Source organism: Prauserella endophytica (assembly GCF_005146945.1).
Lineage (GTDB): Bacteria > Actinomycetota > Actinomycetes > Mycobacteriales > Pseudonocardiaceae > Prauserella_A > Prauserella_A endophytica.
Genome location: NZ_SWMS01000038.1, coordinates 1 through 18463, shown reverse-complemented (window position 1 = coordinate 18463; position 18463 = coordinate 1). Strand labels below are relative to the sequence as shown.

Below are 18463 nucleotides of genomic sequence, written 5' to 3'. Positions count from 1 at the left end.
CGGGTGCGGCGAGTTGCAGGGCTAGAACTGTGGTCCGAGTGAGAGCGGGGCGACGGTGGCGCCGAACACGTTGCGCACTACTTCGGCGACCACGTCCCGGTCCTCCTCGGGTGCGATGCCGACCAGGTTTCCGGCGGCGGCGGTGGTGCCGAGTACGTCGGCGATCCGGTTGAACGCGATCAGCTCTCGCAACTGTGGCGCCCATCCGATCTCGCCCTTGTCCTGCCGTGCAGCTAAGTTCCGCGCCACCCGTACCGCTTTCGGTTCGATCTTGAGCTGGGTGGCGAGGTCGTAGTCGGTGGACACGTGAATCTGCGCGGAGAACCGCGACGAAAGTGCGTCGGTGAGCACCGCTCCGTGCACCCCGGGGTTGTGTCCGGCCACGACGTAGAACCCGGGCGCGGCGTCCACCACCTCGTTTTTGTGGGTTTTGATCAGGATTTGGCGGCGTCCGTCCATCGCGGGGTAGACCACCGCGAGCACGGTCGGCGGTATGAGGGTGGCGTCGTCGATGAACAGAGCCCGCCCCTCGCGCATCGCGGTCACCAGCGGGCCGTAGGCGAATTCGTAGCGCCCGTCCGGGGTTTGGGTGTAGGAGCCGACGAAGTCGTCGGTCACGGTGTCGCTGTCGCCCTGAATGGTCACGAGGTCGTCGAACGCTGCCTCCACCACCGAGGTTTTCCCGGTACCGGGCGGGCCGTACATGAGCGCCGACACCCCCGCATCACGCAACCGCCGCAGCGCCGTCACGTCCGACAACCCCGACAGCTTGCGCGGGTGATACATCTGCCCGTTCGGGCGACGTACCGGTCCGGTCACCAGCGCGGGCGGGGCGGGCGGGGCGGCGGGGGCCGATGGTGCGGCGGGGGCGGCGCGGGTCCCGCGCGGGGTGACTGTGGCGGTTGTGGCGGCGTCGGCGGTTTTGTCGGTCGCCCGGTAGGTGACCGGGTTGGCGTCGACCTTTTTGGCTTCCCCGCGCGCTTCCAATGTCGCCAGTGCGTTCCCGACCGCACCGGATGACTTCCCGCCGAGCTGGTTCGCGATGGTGCCGGGGGTGAGCGCGGCGGTGGGGTCGTGGGCGAGTTGTTCGGCCACCATGCGCCGAAGTTCGCCGTTGCGCAGTCGGGTGGCCGCGCCCGGGGCGGCGGGCGCGCTGCCCGTGACCGGAGTCGTGGCTGGCGTGGTCATGGTGTCGGGTCCTTTCGCGAAAACGGGTAGGCGTTCGGCGGGGGTGGTGTCGTGGGTCAGTCGGTGGCGAACGTGGTGATCAGCGCTTTGACCGCGTGGTATTCGTCGGTGGCGTGGTAATGGGTGCCGTCGGCGGTCACGATTCGCCAGTGCTCGCCGCGCACGGTGTCGGCGGGGTAATAGGTTCCGGCGAGTTTTCCGTCGGGACGGGTGACCACCCCGAACAACAGTTGTTGCGCGTCGGCGGGATCGATCACCACACCCGTGACCGTGCACCGGTTTTCGACGAAACGGCGCACCACGATGTCCGGCAGTGGCCCGGGGTCGGCGTCGGGGTCGATGGCGAACACGGTGCGCGGGTCGTTGGCGTTGTGGTTCACGGTGTGCCCCTTTTCGGGTGGTGCGCGGTCGCGGGTGGTCGTTCAGTGGGCGGCGGCGAATTCGGCTTCGGCGGCGTCGGTTGCCCGTTGGTGGGATTCGGCGGCGGTGTCAGCGGCGGCGATGGTGGGATGAATTTCGGACCAACCGCAGTAGCAAAACGCGTCGGCGGTTCCGTCGGGGTTGGTGGCGGTGTCGGCGTAGCACATAGCGGTCCCCATTCGTGAATTGGTGGTTTTCCGACTTCCCGGGGTAGTGGTTCGAATCCGGGGCGGGTGGTTCGTTGTGGTTTCCGGTTGTCCCGGTGACACAACAAACGTAACTCGACCCGGAACGCCGCGCAATAGTTTTCCGGGGTCAATTCCGGGGAATTTTCGCCACCTTTCGACGTGAATCGCGGGCATTTTCCGGACATGTTTGCACAGGTCAGACCATTTCGGGTCGATCCAGAGCGGGCACGCCGGCCATGAATTAGACCGCGGATAATTACGGGTTCTTTTAAGAAGTAAGGAATGGGAAATGAGGGGTGGATAGCGTAGGCGGAATGCGCTGGTGAGCATGGGGGCAGGATGATGAGGTTGCGGGACACCGCCGCCGGGCCTGATGTGCTTTCCTGCTTGGTGTCAAGCGAGTCTGGGACACCGGTGGATCCCTCTATAGGGCGCTTGAGCTGCGAGAACGCCTGACACGGGGGGATCCACCTTAGTCGGATACCGGAGAACGAGGCTGATAGGCCGGGTCGGCGGCCCCCCGGTGGGCAATCACCCTCCGGGTCGCCCCTGTCCATGACCGTGGCAACAGGTATCCGCACGCGGGCATGACGCTCGACGCAAGAGAGGCTGACGTCTCGCTGAACGTCGCAGCCATAAATGTTGCGCAGGGACGTCTTCGCGGCGCGCGACAGCGGCACACGACACTCGATAACCAATGGTGTCGGTGATGGTGTGGAATACAGGCGCGTGCCCACGGGATTCTTTGTCTTCGTCCTCGACGGTTGTGCTAGTGCGGTCGACGTTAGCATCGGCGCCGACGGGATCGGGACCGGAAAACGAGGTATTTCGCTGTTTCGCACAATTGCCTTTACCGCCCGGGATTCACGTCTCGATTGCCGTCTCGCTGAAGCGTGATCGAGAACGGTCGACGAGTTCATTTATGGCGCCGTGGATTGGGCGGCGTCGGCGGCGGCGGCGGGGATTCCGGTGTGGTGGGCGCGGAGCCGCGCGGCGAGGTCCACGGTGTCGGTGGTGGGGGTGGTGTCGAGCTCGGCCAGGCGGGTGCGCAGGAGGGTCAGGCTGCGCGAGATGGCCTCGTGCCGGCCGAGTGCGTGCTGCAGGCGCATGATGTCGCGGTAGAGCAGTTCGTTGTGCGGATCGAATGCCCGTGCGGTCTCCAGCAGATCCAGGGTGTAGTCCGGGTCGGTGTCCACTTGGGCGCGGGCGAGCGCGGCCACCGCGTCGAGCGCGTCGCGGCGGGTCGATTGCCGGGCGGCGACCAGCCACTCCCCGTCCACGCCCTCGGCCAAGAGCCCGCCGTAGTGCGCCACGATTGCCTCGCACGCGTCGGTACGCCGTTCCGGCGTGGTGGCGGTGCGGCGGGCGGTGATCGCGTCGGCGAAGCCCCAGTAGTCCACCTCCACCACGGCCGGATCGAGCCGGTACTGGCCGTGCTCGACCAGGACCAGCTCGCCGACCGCGCCGCGGGTGGCAGTGTTCAGGGCGCGGCGGATCCGGGAGAGCACGGTGCGCAGCACACTGGGGGGGTTGCGGGGCGGCGCATCGGGCCACAGGGCATCGACGATCCCGTCTCGGGACACCCCGCCGGGATGCACGGCGAGATACACCAACAGCTCCACCAGCCGGCTACTCAACTCACCCGATAAGTCGCGGTGCCCGACCGCAGGCTGTGCGGGGTCGGGTCGCCAATGCAGGGCCGGGGCGCCGAACACTGTCAGCACCAGCGGCGCGGGTGTCCCGGGGACCGTGTCCGCCGTCAACGGCGGCAGCGGGCGCGGCTCATCGTCGGACCGACTGACGTCGGCGGGAGGCGTCTCCGACACGGGCGGGCCCGAGGTGATCTCCAGGCGATCAGGTCCGCCTCCGGCGTTCCCGGGATGGGACGGTTCAGCCTCCGGTGGCTGCGCCGCCTGCCGAGGTGCGGGGGCGGTCATCGCCACGTCGCGGCCGGGTGCGGTGTCAAGTTCGACAGGCGCGCCCTCGACAGGCTGGGGGGCGCGCAGGAAGGCCAGCAGCTCCCGCGTCGCGGTCTCGGGCAGGGTGAAGGCGCGGGTGCCACGCAGTGGCTCGCCGAGGCCGGGGTCGGTCGCGGAGATGATCCCGCCGGCGGTGACATAGGCGGTCACTCCGGCACGCCATTGGCCCAGTAGCAGCGCGGTGACGCCGACGGGGCTGTGGTTGTCGAGCAGGTTCTGCAGCTGGGCCTGTTGATCCAGTTCTCCGGGCGGCGTCGTGATCAGGACTGCCGGTGGGTGTGATGCCGGGTTCTGCGGGTCGAGGGAGGCTAGTGCGGTGTCCAGATCGGCCACCACGGTGACCGTGTCCGGGAGGTCCGTAGCGGGCATCGGGACGCCGAGCAGGCGGGCCAGATCCGCGGCGGGCACAAGCACCCTCGGCGCGGATCCGCCTTCGGTCCCGGTGGTGAGCAAGGTGAGCAGCAATGCGCGGGCCGCGGCGTATCCACCGGGCCCGACCAGGCCGAGGCCGTGGACGCGGGCCAAGTTAAGGGCGACATGCGCTCCCCCGCCCAGGGTGGCGGTCGTCCCCTCGCCACCGGCACCGTCGGTGTTGGTATCAAAGGCGATATCCACTATGGACGGCGGAATCTCCGGCCTGGTTCCGGAGGTGGCGGGGGCGCCGATCACTCGGCGGGTGCGCGGCGTGAGAACCCGCACCTGCCCCTCGGTCCCGAACTCCGTGTGCCCCGGGGCGCCGGTGGTCGATCTCGGTGACACGGCGGACTGGGCGTGGGGGCGCTGCGGTGGGGTCGGTGCGTCGGTGTCCTGTCCGCTCGCGGCGTCCAGATCGGCGTCTTCGTCGTGGTGCTGGGCGCGTAGGTGAGCCAAGCGCAGCTGATACACCACCGGCGCGAACGGCAGATCGTCGTCGCGCCGGCCACTGCCGGGCCGGTAACGCGCCGCGTGCCGTCGCCGCGCGAGCAGCAACAGAGCACTGATCGCCGCGGCCAAGCCCAGACTGACGAACACCTCGCCGCTACCCCAGGTGACCGCTCCCCCTGCGGAGTTGTTCGCGTCCTGCTCGCCGTCATGATCGGCGGCGGGCGTGGTGGGCGGGGCGGACGTCGACGGCGGCGGTGGTGTGGTGGTGCTCGGCGCCGGAGATGCCGACTCGGGAACCGGAGCCAGGGGCGCGTGTTCCGACGGTGGTGGTGACGGTGCATCAGGTGGGGTGGGAGTGTGGCTGGTTGCGGGGAGGCGCAGTGTGTCGCCGGGGTGGATCAGGTTCGGGTTGGTCAGCACGCGCCCGCTGGCTTGGGTGCTGCCCTTGTTGAGGGCCCAGATTTCCGGCCAGCGCGCGCCGTCGCCCAGGCGGCGCTGCGCGATCCGCCACAGCGAGTCGTGCACCCCGTTCTCCGGTGCCCGAACCCGCTCGGTTCCGGGCTCGGCCGAGGGCTGGGACCAGGGCAACGGGATGTTGGTGTGGGTGTGTTCGCTGGCGGCTGGCGTGGGCCAGGCGGGGGCGGTTACGGCCACCGGGGCGTGCCCGACGGGCCGCGCGGTGTCGGCGGGGGCGATGGGTGCGGCGGTGGCGGTGCGGCCCAGCACGGCGATCAGCAGGGCGCCGACGAGCACGGCCGCCACGCGCCGCACCGGCCCGCTCTGGGTTCGCAGGTGCGGCCACCGAGCGCCCCGGGCGACGTCGAGGGCACACGCGGCGACGTCGAGGACGAACACCAGCCACAGCAGCCAGGTCAGGCACGCGAGCGTGTCGAGCAGGACGCTGCTCGATATCGGCGCCATGAGCACGGAGCCGATCTCGTCCAAAGTGGGCAGATGGTCCGGCAACGGCCATCCCACGGCGTAGATCAGCGCGACCGGCAACCCGACGACCAGCGCGGCCAGCAGGATGGCCGCGAGCAGCCCGCGTACCGCCCGGCCCAGCAGCCGCGCGGTGCGCGTGATCCGGGTGCGACCGGCCGGCGTGCTCATCCGCTGCTCGCCGCCACTGCCGCGACTCCGCCGGTGCCGACGGACTCCGGTGCGACCGGTGGTGCTGGTGTCACTGGACGGGCGGCAGGTGGCTCGGTGGCCGTCTGCGTGTCTGTGCCGTTGGTGTCGTTTTTCGTCGAGCTGGGGCGTGTGCGCTTGCCGCGGCGGGTGGGCTTGGCCGCCTGGTCGCGCCAGCGGGTGAGGTCGGCGGCGGGGATGTCGGTGACCTGGGCCAGCTCGGGCACGTCGATGACGTCGCCGGCCGCGGTCAGGACCTCGCCGAGCTCGCGTTCGAGCTCGGCAACCCGGCTGGCGAGCTCGGTGTGCCGACGGGCCAGCTCGCCCACAGTGGTGGCCGCCTGTGCGCGACGTGTGCTGCGCGCGGAGTCTCGTTCCTCGAGGCGACGGGCGATCTCCTCTTCCGATGTGGCCATGTCGACTTTTCCTTTCCGTGACGGTGCTGGGAGTCCTCAGGGTTCGATGTCGGTGACCCCGTGCTGGGGGTGGGCGGCGCCGCTGCCGTGGGTGTGGATGGCCTCGACGCCGACCAGCGACAGCAGCTGTGTTCGGTAAATGGCGGTAACGTCGACGGTCACGGTGTTGCCGGCGATCGCGACGGTGCCGGTGGCGCCGATGCTCGCCAGATACCGCTGCGCCAGCTCACGCGCGCGTGCCGGGTCGAGCCGGACCGTGCCGGTGGCGCGATAGGCGGCGAGGTCGAGAGCTTGGGCGCCGGCGCGGGCGGCGGACTCGGCCTGACCGCTGGAACGGACCTTGCTCGCGAGCGCGAGCCCGCCATCCAGGCTCAGCCCGGCCAGGGCGAGCAGCCCTGCCAGCAGGGCGAGCACGAAGGCTGTCACCCGGCCGTCGTCGGCGCGCCACCAGACACCCCACCCGCCGACGTTCGGGGCGCGGGGGGTCATGGTGTCGCTCCGGTGCCGGGCTGGGATCGGTGGGTATCGACGACCTCGCTGGCGGTCGATTCGAGGGTCGTCTCGCCGGGCACGCCGAGCAGCAGGGCCTGGCCGAAGTCGACGGTGCAGCGCACCCGCACGGTCACCACGTCACCGGGCTCCGGTGTGCCGGTCAGGGTGGTGGCGACGTCGCGGCACACCAGCCCGGCCTGGGCGAGGGCGGCCCCGGCGGTGTCGCGGGCGGCGGTGGCCGCGGCCGGGGTGCTGCGGTGCAGGGTGGCGGCGCGCGCGGCCTGGTGGGCGGCGTCGTCGAGCCGCAGCCGGGCGTCGACGCCACGATGGACCACCACGGCCACGAACACCAGCAGCATGACCAGCAGCGGCGTGATGAGCACGGCCTCGGCGGTCACCGAGCCGCCCTCGCCCGCCCACCACCGCCGCAGCCACCCCCGGGCCGCCGTCCGACCGTGGCGGCTCACGACAGGCCCTCGTCTGACCGCGCTCCCCGCGACGGCATATCGCGGCGAGACAGGATGCGTCGGCCTCGCGGCCACGAGGACGGTGGCTGTTCCCAGGGGAACGCTCCGGCGCCGGTGACGTCGCGGGCCGCGGTGATATGCGCGAACACCGCGCGCGGTAACGCTTCCGCGGCCTCGGCCACCCGACGTGCGTGGGCGTGGCCGGGCAGGACGGCGAGGGTGCGATCGGTTAGGGCGGCCAGTTCGCGCTGTCGCAGTTTGGCCTCCCAGGCCCGGGTGAGCACGAGGCAGGCGTGCACGTGCCGCACCACCTCACCGAGGCTGTCGTCGATCACGTCGACCGCCTGGCGTGCCGCGGCGGCCAGCTCGCCGGCCTCGGTGTCGGGCTCGGCGGCGAGGTCGTCGGCGAGACTGCGCGCGGGGCGAGTGCGGTCCAGGCAGCACAGCGTCTCCCACACCACCCGGTGCACTTCCCCCAGCAGCGCGGGGTCGATCCAGGCGCGGGCCGGGCTGCGGTGCAATTCGTCCACCCCGGCGATCAAGGTCCGCGCCGCGGTGGCGACCTCGGCGAGGTCGGGGCTGCGGAGGAAGAACTCGCCCCGCACACGATCGAGACGACACGGACTTCCCGAACCATGGCGGTGGTCGGTGAGCACGCGGGTGGCGTTGCGCCAGCCGGCGACCGTGCTCGCGCCGACCGCGAGGGTTCCGGCGCCCAACGCGAACACCGCACTGAAACCGCTGTCTGAGGAGGCGGCGAGGACCGCAAGGACGGCGCCGGTCAGTCCGGTGAGGACGATCCGCGGACGCAACCCGGCACGGAGACGCTCACCACGCCACCGCCGCTCGCAGATATCCGGGTTCAACAGCAGCAAATCCGGCCCGTCCGGGAACAGCGCGGCCCGCACGGGCGTCGTCGGTCGAGTCGCTGTGTGGTGTGTCATCAGGGTGTCCTTTCGGCCAGCACCGGGATCGCCGTCGCGGCAGGGGGACTTAGAGGCGATGTCTGTCTGCGACCTGTTCGGGCTCAGCGTCGAAGTCGCGAGCCGGTACACCGCCGTGCTTGTTCCGCCTGGGCTGATCAACGCGCCCCAGTAGCCTGTGTTCGTGACAGAACTTGGGCGGGAAAAACTGCGAACGGTCTTCGGCGAGGCCGCTGAACGCTACGACCGTTGCCGACCGGGGTACCCCGCCGAGCTGTTCGACGACCTCGGCACCATCGGTCCTCGGTCCCGAGTGCTGGAGATCGGCTGCGGCACTGGCCAAGCAACGCTTTCCTTGGCTCGGCTCGGATGCGCGATTGTCGCGGTCGAGTTGAGCACCGACATGGCCGCCATCGCACGGCAGCATCTCGTCGGCTTTCCCACAGCGCAGGTAGTGGTGTCGGCATTCGAGGACTGGACGCTGCCCGCCGCCGGGTTCGACATCGTGCTGTCCGCGACGGCCTTCCACTGGCTCGACCTCGCGGTACGGACGAGCAAGGCCGCTGACGCCCTGTGCCCTGGCGGCACCCTGGCGGTGATATCCACCCACCACATCGCCGGTGGCACCGAATCCTTCTTTGCGGAGGTTCAGGAATGTTACGAACGCTTCGACCCCACCACACCGCCGGGCTTGCGTCTTTCGGCGTCCGGCGATGTGCCAACCGATTCGACCGAGATCGATGAATCCCGACGTTTCGGTCCCGTCCAGTTCCGCCGCTACGAGTGGGAGCAGACCTACAGCACCCACGAGTACATCGATCTGCTTTTGACCTACTCGGGACACCGAGCGATGCCACCAGCCCAACAAACAGGGCTGCTCAACTGCATCTCGAACCTGATCGACACCGGCTACGGCGGACGGATAACCAAGCGATACATGACCCAATTGGCCACCGCGCACCGCACAAGCTGAAACGATCCCTGTCTGCCGCGCCGAACTTGAGCGCCCCGATACCGTCATCCTGCGCCTCCAGCCCTCGAGTTCCCGGCAACGGACAATTCAGAATCCGTGAATTCGTGAACATCGGGCATGAAGCGTTCGACCTCGCCGACGGCTTCGGCGTGCACGTGCAGATGCACACCGGGCAGGACTGCGGCGGCCTCGCCGCGGATGCTCACCGACACCGTGGTCGCGCCGCGGGACACGGTGACGTCGGGATGGCGCAACGGCCCGGCGGCCAGCTCGGCGAGCAGGCGCTGGCCCGCGGCGTGCCCGGCGCTGGTGGTGCCGTCCTGGGTCCGGGTCGCGGCCAGGGCTTGGGAGGCGGCGGCCTGGGCGACGTGAGTGGCGTGGGACCACACGGCGAACTGGATGATCGCCAGCAACGCCAGCAGCACCAATGGGGTGGCGATGACCAGCTCGAGGGTGGCCTCGCCCCGGTCTCCCCGCAACGCGCATCGCAGGCGCCCGGCCAGCCCACGGGCGCGAGTTCTTCCGATCGACCGGGCGGGCATGGGTCAGCCGCCGAGGCCGAGGCCGAGGCCGAGGTCGATGGAGTTCGCCTTCTGCGTCAGCTTCGCCACGATGATCGCGATGATCGCGATCGCGGCGATGGCCATCAGCGCGGTGACGATGACGGTGGTGGTGATCTCCCCGCGCTCCGGGTCTGCGCGCAGCAGGGTGATGCGCGCCCACGTCAGGTCCCGCAGGGTGCGGATGTGGTGCAACATGATGGTGCCTTCTTTCCCTTGTCGTGCAACGCCTTTCCTGCTGGGCGGGTATCGGATGAGTGGCTAGAGTCCGTTGAGGACTTGAATGACGGCCGGGTAGGCGATGAAGCCGAGGAACCCGACGAACAGCAGCGTCACGGGCAGTGCCATGCGTTCGGTGGCCGCCTGGGCGTCGGCTTCGGCGGCGGTGATCTGGTGGGTGCGCAGGGCGTGGGCTTTCGCGGCCAGCGAGGCGCGGACACGGGCGCCTTCGGTGCCGGCCAGGGAGATCGACTCGGCGAGTTCGGACAGTTCGGTGATGTCGAGTTCCTCCCCAAGGCGGCGCAGGGTGTTCCACGGGGTGGTGCGGGTCAGCTGCGCGGTGTCCAGCGTGCGGCGGATCATGTCGAATGCCGGGCCCGCGCCGACGGCCGCGGCATCGCCGAGAGCGGCCTCGACGCCGGCCCCGCCGGCGAGGGTGATCCACACCAGATCCAGGAACGCCGAGAGCGCGTCGCGGAATTCTCGCCGCGCCCGGGCCGCCTTGGCGCGGACGTCGAGATCGGGGGTCAGGAAGCCGAGTGCGGCGAGCGCGAGCCCAGCCAGCAGCGGCACCTCCACACCCAAGGAAAACCCGCCGAGGGCCAGTAGTGCATGCAGGAACCACGGGGCGAGCAGCCCGGCCACGGCCAGCAACGCTTGAGACGCGAGGTGGGTGTCGACGCCGCGGCCGATGACCCGCAGATCGGCGTGGATCGTCGCGCCGGGCAGCCCGAGCTTGCGCAGGCCCGGTACGAATATCCCGCCCCAGGTGGTGACCCAGGCGGCGTCGGCCGCGAGGACGATCGGTGTGGCCGGTGGCCGTGTGTCGACCTGGGCGAGGCGGTCGCTCAGTGCCGGGTGAGGTGGCAGGGCCCAGGTCAGCAGCAGCCACAGGCCGAGACCCGCACCCGTGCCGAAAGCGAGTGCGGGAATCACGAGTACTCACCTCCGATGGTCGTTGCCGCGCTCCCAGCGGGTGCTGTGGGCGGGTCGGTGGTGTCGAGGGTGAGGACCCGGGGTTGGGCTCCGCTGGTGGCGATCCGGGCGAGCCAGGCGAACCCGCCGGCGAACAATGCGCCGATGAGCAGCAGGACGACCTGGCCAGTGGGTGTGTTGTAGACGTCGAGGTAGGCGCGGTTGAACACCACGACCCCGGCGGCGAAGGCCAGGGTGGTGGCGACGATGACCCGCACCGAGGTCCGGGTCCGTGCCCGCCCGGTTTCCACACGCAGGCGCATGGCGGCCTGCTCGCGGGCGGTCGTGGCCAGCGAGCCGAGCAGGTCGCCGAGCTGGCGGGCCTGGTGCTCGGCGGCCAGGACCAGTGCGGCGAGGACGAGGTCCGCGGTGGAGTCGTCCAGCTCGCGTGCCAGGGCCCGCAGCGTCGGCGCCAGGCGCTGCCCGCTTTCCAGCCTCGCGGCGAGGGCGGCGATCTCGCCGCGGATGGCCGCGGGCGCGAGCTTGGCGGTGGCGAGGATGGCTTGCTCGAGCCCCGCCGCGGCGGAGAGGACGTCGCGCAGCATCTCTGTCCAGGAGGCGATCGCCTCGATGCGCGCGACCCGCTGTGTGTGGGCGCGATCGGGGCCGACCAGGCGGGGCAGGAACCACACCGTCGCGGTGGCCAGCATGGCGCCGACGATCCACCCGGTCACGGCTCCGGTCAGCACACCCGCACCGACGGCCACAGTCAGGCGCAGCAGCGCACGCCGCTCGCCAGCATGGCCGCGTGCCGCGCGAATCAGCCCGGCCCGCCGCGAGGGCGACGACGCCGCCGCGGGCCGGCGCCAGGCGGCCACGATCAGGAGCACGCCGAGGGCGGCACCCACGCCGAGCACGGCGGCGAGAATGGTGCTGGTGTCGATGCTCATGGCGTCCACCACCCCTCCGGGCGGCTCAACAGGTTCGGGTCGAACCCGGCCGCGACCAGGTCGTCGAGGGTGTCCGCGCGCAACGCCCCGGCCACCGGCACGGCTCGACGGTCCGGGCCACGGCGGTAGATTTCGTTGGAGATCACCGAGCCCGCCTCGGCGTCGGTGACCTCGCGGATCGAGGCGATCACCCGTGTGGTCCGGTCGGTGGCGCGGTCGAGGTGCACCACGAAATGCACCGCGCTCGCGACCAGCAGGGCGGTGGCCTCCAGGGGCAGCCGTTCCGGGCCTTGCGCGGCATAGGAGGCGAGGCGGGTGAAGGCGATTTTCGAGCTGGAGGCGTGCAGGGTGGCCATGGAGCCGTCGTTGCCCTGCGACATCGCGTTGCACATCGGGATGACTTCGGCGCCGCGGATTTCCCCGACGATCACGCGGTCCGGGGACATCCGCAGGCCCCAGCGGACCAGCTCGGCCTGATCGATCTTGCCCGCGCCCTCGACGTTGGGTTCGCGGGCCTGCAGGGCGGTGACGTCGGCGTGGAGCCCGGGATCGAGTCCGAGGCCGAGTTCGAAGGCGTCCTCGACGGTGACGATGCGTTCGAGTGGGTCCATCTCCGAGGCTAATGCCCGCAGCAGGGTGGTTTTTCCGGCGCCGGTGCCGCCGGTGATCAGCACGTTCTTGCGTGCCCGCACCAGTGCGCGCAGGAACCGCTCCAGCCCGACGTCGAGGGTGCCGCGGCGGCGCAGCTGGGCGAGGGTGGCGGTGAGGTAGCCGTGCCGGCGGATCGTGCACGCCGTCACGCCCCCCGCGGTCAGCCCCAGCACGGCGAACAGCCGTTCGCCGCCGGGCAGTTGCAGGTTCAGCGCGGGCGAGCCGCGGTCGAACCGGCGCTCTTCGGAAGAGGCGCGCGCCGCGAGGGTGCGGATCAGGTCGGTGAGTTCCTCATTGCACTCCGCTACCGGGGCGACCTGGGCGCGGCGGCCGTCGTTGTACTGGACGAATACCCGGTCGAAGCGGTTGACCGCGATCGTCTCCACCAACGGATCGGCCAGCAGCGGTTGCAGACCACCGAGGCCGAACAGCTCGTCCAGCACCTGCTCGACGAGCCGCTGCTCGCACACCGAGTCCACCAACACACGCCCTGCCAGCAGCTCCGCCTCACTGTGCGCGGCGATCGCGGTGTCGAGGACCTCCCGGCCGATCTCCCGGCGCCGGGCCAGGCTCACACCCGCACCGTGGGTGCCGGTGGCGGCCTCGACCCGGCCGGGCAAATCCGTGGTCAGCGCCCGGCGCAGCCGGGTGCGCAACCGCTGCTCCGCCTCCCCCACATCCCCGGCCAGAGTGGGATGAGGTGCTGCGGTGTGGTCGGTCTGGGTCACGGGAGTGGCTCCTTCCCGAAGGTGCTGGGCTGGTGGCCGTTGCGAGACAGGCCGTTGCCCAGCGGCGGCACGGGCATCGGAGGCCGCAGAGGCGGTATGGACGGCCGGTGTCCGATTGGGGTGCTCACCGTGGTGCCCGGCTGGTGACGCACCTGCTGGGCAGGCACGCCCGGCACCATCCCCACCGCATGCGCCTGCGGCGGGGCGGCGACGGAGGGCGGTGCCGCAGGGGTGGCCAGGGCGCGGGCGAGCGCGGCCGTCTGGCGGGCGAGCCCGCCACTGCCACGGCGGCGAGCCGGTGCTCTCCGGTGCCCGCTGATGAGGGCGGCCGCGGCCGGGTCGTGGGGGAGGCGGCCGATCGCCGACACGCCCAGCTCCCGCTCGACGTCCACGGTCGGGTATCCCTCCCCGGTAAGCAGGAGCCCCGGGCGCGGCGTCCAGCCGGCCAGCTCGCCCAAACGGGCTGCGGTGTGGGCGAGGTCGTCGCCCTGGGTTCCGGTCACCAGGACGAGCGCGTCCGCGCGGCGCGCGATCGCCTCGGCCGGTGACCCGGGATCCACGCGCCCGCAATCCGCCAGCACCACCACCCCCGCCTCGCCGGCGACCGCGTGCAGCAACGACGGCCCGTTCGGGGTGGCGGTCAGGGTGGACAGCGCGGCGCGGGCGTGCCCGCCGCCGGGCGGGGCCGCCAGCACCCGGGCGCCGCCGGGCAGGGCCTGGGTGTGCTCCCACACCACCCCGGGCCCGTGGGTGCGGCGTGCGGCGGCGGCGAGGCTGACCAGGCCCGGGGTGGCCGAGAGCCCGAACCGCATCGCGAGATCACCCCCGGACGGGTCGACCTCGGCGATCAGACGACGGGTGCTCTCGGCTTGCGGCCACTGCGCGGCCAGCGCGACCGCCAGCGTGGTCACCCCTGGCGACCCTTTCACCGAACACACGGCGATGAGCATCAGCGCCCACCCCCCGCGGGTTGCATCACCAGCGCGAGCTGCCCGGCCGGGACCTGCGCCAGCTGCGACGCCCCGGCCGTGTCGAGATCCAGCGACACCACCGTGGTCTGATCCGTGCCCGCGGCTGCGACACCGACGACCGTCGCGGTCCAGGACGTCCCGGGACCGTCCCCCTGCGCACTACCGGTCGACGCTCCCGTCGCACTGGCGGCGGTGACGACGACGGTCACCGGGGTGCCGGTGGCGATTTCGGGGGGAAACTGGCCCGGCTTCACCCCGACCGCGACCACCGCCCGACCCGCCGCCGGGAGCACCGCAGCGCCCACCGCGTCCGGGGTCAGCAACGCCCCCGCCCCCAGACTCATCGCCATCGGGCGGCCCACCACACTGCCCGCCTGTTCCGCCGGAATCAACGCCACACCCGGCGCCGCGGACACCGCGACGGTGCGCACGTCCGCCTGGGTCAGCACATGCCCGACCGTGACCGGCCTCGCCAACGCCAGCATCGGAACCCGATCCTGAGTGCTGCTGGTCCACCACACCGCACCCCCGACACACACCACCACCAGCAACATCCCCGCCACCAAATGCGGCAACCGGCGCCGACGCCCCCGACGCGGAGCCGACGCCGGCGCCGAGCCCGAAGAATCCAGCCAGGACACCGGGCGGGTGTCACCGGCCGCAGTGCGGCCAGGGGCGGAAGTGTCGGTGCTGGTCACGATCAGACCTCCAGGCATAGATCACCCGCACCACGCATTCACCCAGCGATCTCCACTGCCGTTAATGCGTGGTCAGGAAAGGAACAAAAAAGGGGCATTCAGTTGGAAAGGGGTGTCGCGCCTATCCGGTGCCCAGGGCCTGGGCTTCGGCGACCCGGAACGACGCCGAGGCGCTGGTGGTCAAGTCCGGAAACGTCCCCGAGGCCCCGCCGCCGGACCAGGTGATCCGCCACGACACCGTCGCCGTGGCCTCGAACCGCTCCCCCGCGACAGCCGCAGAGGACCGTTGATAGGTGTGACCGCAATCCGGCGACGCCGACCGCGGATCACCACCGCCCGGGAACGGGATTCCTGGGCCGGTGCAGGTCACGGTGCTGCCATCGCCCATCGCCCAGGACACCGACGTCGGTGTCGCCGTCGCGGTCACCGACACCGCCGACACCGCCGCCGTCGCGGACTGCAGCTGCCACATCGCGCGGTCCAGCCACAGCCACGTCGGCAACCGCACCAACTGCGTCCCAGCCGGGCTCGAAGCGATCACCGGGCTCGGCAACCGCAGCTGCGCCCGAGCCTGCTCCGCCAACTGCTCCGGCGACGGCACCGGTTCCGCTCCCGGCGCCTCATCATCGGCAATCCACACCGGCGCCCGATACAAAGCATCACGCATGCCCTCACCGGAACAGCGGTAGACATACCACCCGCCCCCCTCGCCTGGAGCCTGCGCCAGCACTACCCCCTGAGGGCGCGAGTGGGTCAGCGACACAAACTGCATCCCACCCGAACCCGAGGACCGTGGCCGGTAGCTGGCCGTCTGCACCCCATTGGCCGGCGGCTGATAATTGCTACGCACATAGGAACAATCCGCCAAATTGGGATCAACACCGACAATGCTGTCGCCCTGTGATGACGGACCACTCTTGTGCTTGTCACCGTCCGGTTGTGCATGGTGTTGCGCCCCTGGGTTCCTCGGAGCGTGTGGGGAGTCAGCACCTGAGCTCCCAGCGCTGAGGTCGCAGGAGGGATTTCCTCCCGCACCACACTCGACGTTTCCCCACCCGTCCGCGAAGGCCGGACAGGCCGAAACTGCCACGATCCCCAGAGCCGCGAGAGTTGTCACCGCTGATTTGGTTACGTGCCGCATGATCCGACCTCGTGCACGGCGAACGTCGTGACTTTCCAGGAGCCATCGACAGCCTTCTTCACCAGGGCTTCGATGTGCCGGCGGCCTCCTGGCTCGTCATCGGCGAGTTCGCCACTGTCGGCGTGATACTTGAGCCAGTCCGTCGAGTCACCGCAATCGGTGATGGTCACCGACGTGGGCTTGTCCTGCGGATCCACCGACGCTACTTCGGGATGGTTGACCGGGCGCCCCTTGGTGACCAGGCCGTTGTAGTGATCGGCATAGAGGCTGCGTGAGATGGTCTGCAACGCCTCGCCCGTCGCGTTCTGAGCCAGCGTCGAGGACTGCCAATCTGAGGTTGTGGCGGCTGTCGCCATGTCACTCCACATACCAAGGTAGGCGGCGATGGCTTTCTGCTTGGCGTTATCTGCTGGGGAGGTGGCCGTGGTGGTCGTCGAAGATTGTGGGGCCGGGTCTGAGGTGGCAGGGGCTGCACCGCTGTCCGGGCTGCAGGCGCTCACGCTCAAGCCGAGTCCGGTCGCGGTGGTGAGTGCGGCCAGGGTGAGGCGGATGCTGCGGTGGGTCATCACGGTCCCCCAGTTCGTCGACGATCGCAGGTGAGTGCGGGCAGGCCAGGCGGTGATACGTCCCGATGGCGGGCTCGCCTCTAGACCGACTGTCGTGGCAACGCTGTTCCGAGCGGCCGCTCTGCCGGGAAGTTCACTCGTTGGGTTGAGTGCGGGCGGGACCGGGGAGCGGGCGGGCAGGATGGCGTTGCGGGTGATCATCCGACGGGTGGAGGGATCGTGCAGGTCACAGCGAGCGGCGCGTGGACCGTTGGCGCTGCCTCGGCCGGGCTGGTCCTTGGCACGGTCGCGAGCGGACTCACGCGCCGGTTTCTGCGACGGGACCGTGTGCTGGCCGGCTCGTGGTGGCTCGGTGCCGCGCTCACCGCCGCTGTCCTGGGTTTGCTGGCGTGGCGAGTCGGAGCCCGTGGCGAACTCGTCGTCTACGGGTTCGTGGCGGTGCTGGCGGTTCCCCTGGCGGTGATCGACTGGTGCGAGCACCGGCTGCCCCGGGCGCTGGTGTACCCGCAGTTGGCCGGCGCCTGTGTTGGCTTCACAGTGCTGAGCATCGTCCGGAGCGAAGCTGCCCCTGGCGTGCGTGCTCTGGGGGCGCTGGTGGCGGTGGGAGCGCTGTTCCTGGTCTTGGCGGTGGTCAGCGACGGAGGCGTGGGCGCCGGGGATTTGAGCGTGGCAGCCGTGATCGGAGTGGTGACTGGATGGTCCGGGTGGCCGGAGGTCGCCGGTGCATTGTTGGTGGCCTCGGTGCTGGCACTGATACTGCTCGCCGTTCCGAGTGCCCGCCGTCGCGACGAACGCGGTGGCCTGGTGGTGCCGTTCGGCCCGTGTCTGTTCGTTGGGGCGTTCATCATGCTGACACTCGGCGGATAGCGCACATTCCAGGTGGAGACTCTGGTAGCCGATGCATGCCGTCATCGCGCGTACTCCTCCGACTGCGAGGATCTGCGGTGCCGTCCGGCGGTCGGTGGCGCGACTGCATCCAAGCCAGGGGACGATTCGAGGTTGGCCGTTCCCGAAGACTGTCCGGCGCGGGGCTCCGGGACCTCCGTGGAAGTCCACTGAACGTTCACCTCGTCGTCGAGCATAGGTTCGTTCTCGCCACCGCTATCGGTAGTTGACACCGCGACGCTGACGAGATCCGAGACGGGCTGCCAGACGGTGCAGGCGTCGCACCACACGAACCGAGGTATGGACTCAGGATTGTCGACGAGTTCGCCGACTTCGGCGTCATCGGTTTCGTCCAGTGGTCGTGTGTGAGAGCAACGGAGGAGGAAGTGGGCCATTATGCGCTCCTGCCGGACCATCGGGGTTGATGCAATGTGGCGGTGCGGCGGACGCGTAGGCCGAGTTCCTGGCAACCGCCGCACCGCACAAGCCGGAAGCAACTGGTGCTCCGGCAGACAAGGTCCCCGTTTTGCGTCCTAGAGTTGTCAATCTCTCGGACTGGAGCATCGCCTCGAGCTTCCGCTGTTTCCAGCAAGTCGATGTCAGCGACGCCTGGGATGGTGTTCCCTGCTACCGGGGCGACCAGGAACACCGCTCCCCAACTAACTCGGAGTCCCTGGTATCGATCGGCTCGCATGACCCCACCGTGACGCATCGTCCGCCGCGTAGGCAGCCTTCGCGGGAGGACAGATCTGTCCAGGTCTTGTGCTCACCAGTCAAGACACAAGCGATTGCGCGGCGGTGGGGCGCTGTACGTACTGGTCAGCTCGCGCATGCGAACCAGCGCAGATCTTTATCCATAGGTCGACATCATCGGCCAGTTCCTTCGCGCCCCGTCGTTTGTTCGACGTCGGCGATCGTCGGTGTCGGAGAGCGATTCGCCCCGGTGCCTCGCGCTGACAGCGCAGCGTCAACCTCGTCACTCACGACCACTGGTACCGCCCCGGCGTGCTCGCAATCAGCGGACCATCGTTAGACTGGCGGAGGGCCGCTAGCTCAGTTGGTAGAGCAAAGGACTTTTAATCCCCGGGTTTGCGGTGTCAACGAGTGTCACATAGTGCCGCCCAGGGTTGATCTGTGCAGG

19 protein-coding genes are annotated in these 18463 nt (G+C 70.0%); 2 read left to right on the top strand and 17 right to left on the bottom strand.

Annotated features, from left to right (window positions below; genetic code table 11):
• Positions 1–21: 21 nt before the first annotated feature.
• The 8 genes from FCN18_RS35570 to FCN18_RS35540 all read right to left on the bottom strand — a co-directional run bounded on the left by FCN18_RS35570 (position 22) and on the right by FCN18_RS35540 (position 8050).
• A complete protein-coding gene (locus FCN18_RS35570; protein WP_137097273.1) occupies positions 22–1188 on the bottom strand; it encodes an AAA family ATPase in 1167 nt (388 codons plus the stop codon).
• A 56-nt stretch (positions 1189–1244) separates the two neighbouring features.
• Positions 1245–1568: a hypothetical protein gene (locus tag FCN18_RS35565; RefSeq protein WP_116052064.1), complete on the bottom strand. Its 324-nt coding sequence runs from the start codon at positions 1566–1568 to the stop codon at positions 1245–1247.
• Positions 1569–1610: 42 nt separating this feature from the next.
• A complete protein-coding gene (locus FCN18_RS39600; RefSeq protein ID WP_170200643.1) occupies positions 1611–1775 on the bottom strand; it encodes a hypothetical protein in 165 nt (54 codons plus the stop codon).
• 941 nt (positions 1776–2716) lie between these two features.
• Positions 2717–5749, bottom strand: coding sequence for a BTAD domain-containing putative transcriptional regulator (locus FCN18_RS35560; RefSeq protein ID WP_116052065.1), 3033 nt, complete (start codon positions 5747–5749; stop codon positions 2717–2719).
• Complete coding sequence (locus FCN18_RS35555; protein ID WP_116052066.1) at positions 5746–6183, bottom strand: hypothetical protein; 438 nt, start codon at positions 6181–6183, stop codon at positions 5746–5748. Before FCN18_RS35555 ends, FCN18_RS35560 begins: the two co-directional genes overlap by 4 nt.
• A 36-nt stretch (positions 6184–6219) precedes the next feature.
• Positions 6220–6672, bottom strand: coding sequence for a hypothetical protein (locus FCN18_RS35550; protein WP_137097272.1), 453 nt, complete (start codon positions 6670–6672; stop codon positions 6220–6222).
• Positions 6669–7142 carry a TadE/TadG family type IV pilus assembly protein gene (locus tag FCN18_RS35545; RefSeq protein ID WP_116051736.1) on the bottom strand — a complete coding sequence of 158 codons (474 nt, stop codon included), beginning with the start codon at positions 7140–7142 and terminating at the stop codon, positions 6669–6671. The genes FCN18_RS35550 and FCN18_RS35545 overlap by 4 nt, the downstream gene beginning before the upstream one ends.
• Positions 7139–8050: a hypothetical protein gene (locus tag FCN18_RS35540; protein ID WP_116051735.1), complete on the bottom strand. Its 912-nt coding sequence runs from the start codon at positions 8048–8050 to the stop codon at positions 7139–7141. The genes FCN18_RS35545 and FCN18_RS35540 overlap by 4 nt, the downstream gene beginning before the upstream one ends.
• Before the next feature lie 199 nt (positions 8051–8249).
• Between FCN18_RS35540 and FCN18_RS35535 the strand changes: the two genes are divergently transcribed.
• Complete coding sequence (locus FCN18_RS35535; RefSeq protein ID WP_116051739.1) at positions 8250–9038, top strand: class I SAM-dependent methyltransferase; 789 nt, start codon at positions 8250–8252, stop codon at positions 9036–9038.
• A gap of 44 nt (positions 9039–9082) precedes the next feature.
• On the opposite strand, the gene FCN18_RS35530 is transcribed toward FCN18_RS35535, so the two are convergent.
• The 9 genes from FCN18_RS35530 to FCN18_RS35490 all read right to left on the bottom strand — a co-directional run bounded on the left by FCN18_RS35530 (position 9083) and on the right by FCN18_RS35490 (position 16437).
• Positions 9083–9580 (bottom strand): TadE/TadG family type IV pilus assembly protein, encoded by a 498-nt coding sequence (locus FCN18_RS35530; RefSeq protein ID WP_116051734.1) that lies wholly within the window; start codon positions 9578–9580, stop codon positions 9083–9085.
• A gap of 3 nt (positions 9581–9583) precedes the next feature.
• A complete protein-coding gene (locus FCN18_RS35525; RefSeq protein WP_116051733.1) occupies positions 9584–9796 on the bottom strand; it encodes a hypothetical protein in 213 nt (70 codons plus the stop codon).
• 63 nt (positions 9797–9859) lie between these two features.
• Entirely contained in the window at positions 9860–10753 is an 894-nt protein-coding gene (locus tag FCN18_RS35520) for a type II secretion system F family protein (protein WP_116051732.1), read from the bottom strand.
• Entirely contained in the window at positions 10750–11682 is a 933-nt protein-coding gene (locus tag FCN18_RS35515) for a type II secretion system F family protein (RefSeq protein ID WP_116051738.1), read from the bottom strand. The genes FCN18_RS35520 and FCN18_RS35515 overlap by 4 nt, the downstream gene beginning before the upstream one ends.
• Positions 11679–13061: a CpaF family protein gene (locus tag FCN18_RS35510; RefSeq protein WP_116051731.1), complete on the bottom strand. Its 1383-nt coding sequence runs from the start codon at positions 13059–13061 to the stop codon at positions 11679–11681. Before FCN18_RS35510 ends, FCN18_RS35515 begins: the two co-directional genes overlap by 4 nt.
• Positions 13058–13972 carry a MinD/ParA family ATP-binding protein gene (locus FCN18_RS35505; RefSeq protein WP_228714291.1) on the bottom strand — a complete coding sequence of 305 codons (915 nt, stop codon included), beginning with the start codon at positions 13970–13972 and terminating at the stop codon, positions 13058–13060. The genes FCN18_RS35510 and FCN18_RS35505 overlap by 4 nt, the downstream gene beginning before the upstream one ends.
• Before the next feature lie 38 nt (positions 13973–14010).
• Positions 14011–14730, bottom strand: a complete 720-nt coding sequence (locus tag FCN18_RS35500) for an SAF domain-containing protein (RefSeq protein ID WP_228714290.1) — start codon at positions 14728–14730, stop codon at positions 14011–14013.
• A 121-nt stretch (positions 14731–14851) separates the two neighbouring features.
• A complete protein-coding gene (locus tag FCN18_RS39595; RefSeq protein WP_228714289.1) occupies positions 14852–15580 on the bottom strand; it encodes a hypothetical protein in 729 nt (242 codons plus the stop codon).
• A gap of 278 nt (positions 15581–15858) precedes the next feature.
• Entirely contained in the window at positions 15859–16437 is a 579-nt protein-coding gene (locus FCN18_RS35490) for a hypothetical protein (protein WP_228714288.1), read from the bottom strand.
• Positions 16438–16764: 327 nt separating this feature from the next.
• Here FCN18_RS35490 and FCN18_RS35485 point away from each other — a divergent pair, with 327 nt between their 5' ends.
• A complete protein-coding gene (locus FCN18_RS35485) occupies positions 16765–17304 on the top strand; it encodes a prepilin peptidase (RefSeq protein WP_228714287.1) in 540 nt (179 codons plus the stop codon).
• The last annotated feature ends 1159 nt before the right edge of the window (positions 17305–18463 follow it).

Bases quoted from the DNA above. Each gene is read 5' to 3' on its own strand.
- FCN18_RS35525 (WP_116051733.1), bottom strand. From the start codon at position 9,796: ATGTTGCACCACATCCGCACCCTGCGGGACCTGACGTGGGCGCGCATC.
- FCN18_RS35490 (WP_228714288.1), bottom strand. From the start codon at position 16,437: ATGACCCACCGCAGCATCCGCCTCACCCTGGCCGCACTCACCACCGCG.
- FCN18_RS35560 (WP_116052065.1), bottom strand. From the start codon at position 5,749: ATGAGCACGCCGGCCGGTCGCACCCGGATCACGCGCACCGCGCGGCTG.
- FCN18_RS39600 (WP_170200643.1), bottom strand. From the start codon at position 1,775: ATGTGCTACGCCGACACCGCCACCAACCCCGACGGAACCGCCGACGCG.
- FCN18_RS35515 (WP_116051738.1), bottom strand. From the start codon at position 11,682: ATGAGCATCGACACCAGCACCATTCTCGCCGCCGTGCTCGGCGTGGGT.
- FCN18_RS35530 (WP_116051734.1), bottom strand. From the start codon at position 9,580: ATGCCCGCCCGGTCGATCGGAAGAACTCGCGCCCGTGGGCTGGCCGGG.
- FCN18_RS35570 (WP_137097273.1), bottom strand. From the start codon at position 1,188: ATGACCACGCCAGCCACGACTCCGGTCACGGGCAGCGCGCCCGCCGCC.
- FCN18_RS35550 (WP_137097272.1), bottom strand. From the start codon at position 6,672: ATGACCCCCCGCGCCCCGAACGTCGGCGGGTGGGGTGTCTGGTGGCGC.
- FCN18_RS35555 (WP_116052066.1), bottom strand. From the start codon at position 6,183: ATGGCCACATCGGAAGAGGAGATCGCCCGTCGCCTCGAGGAACGAGAC.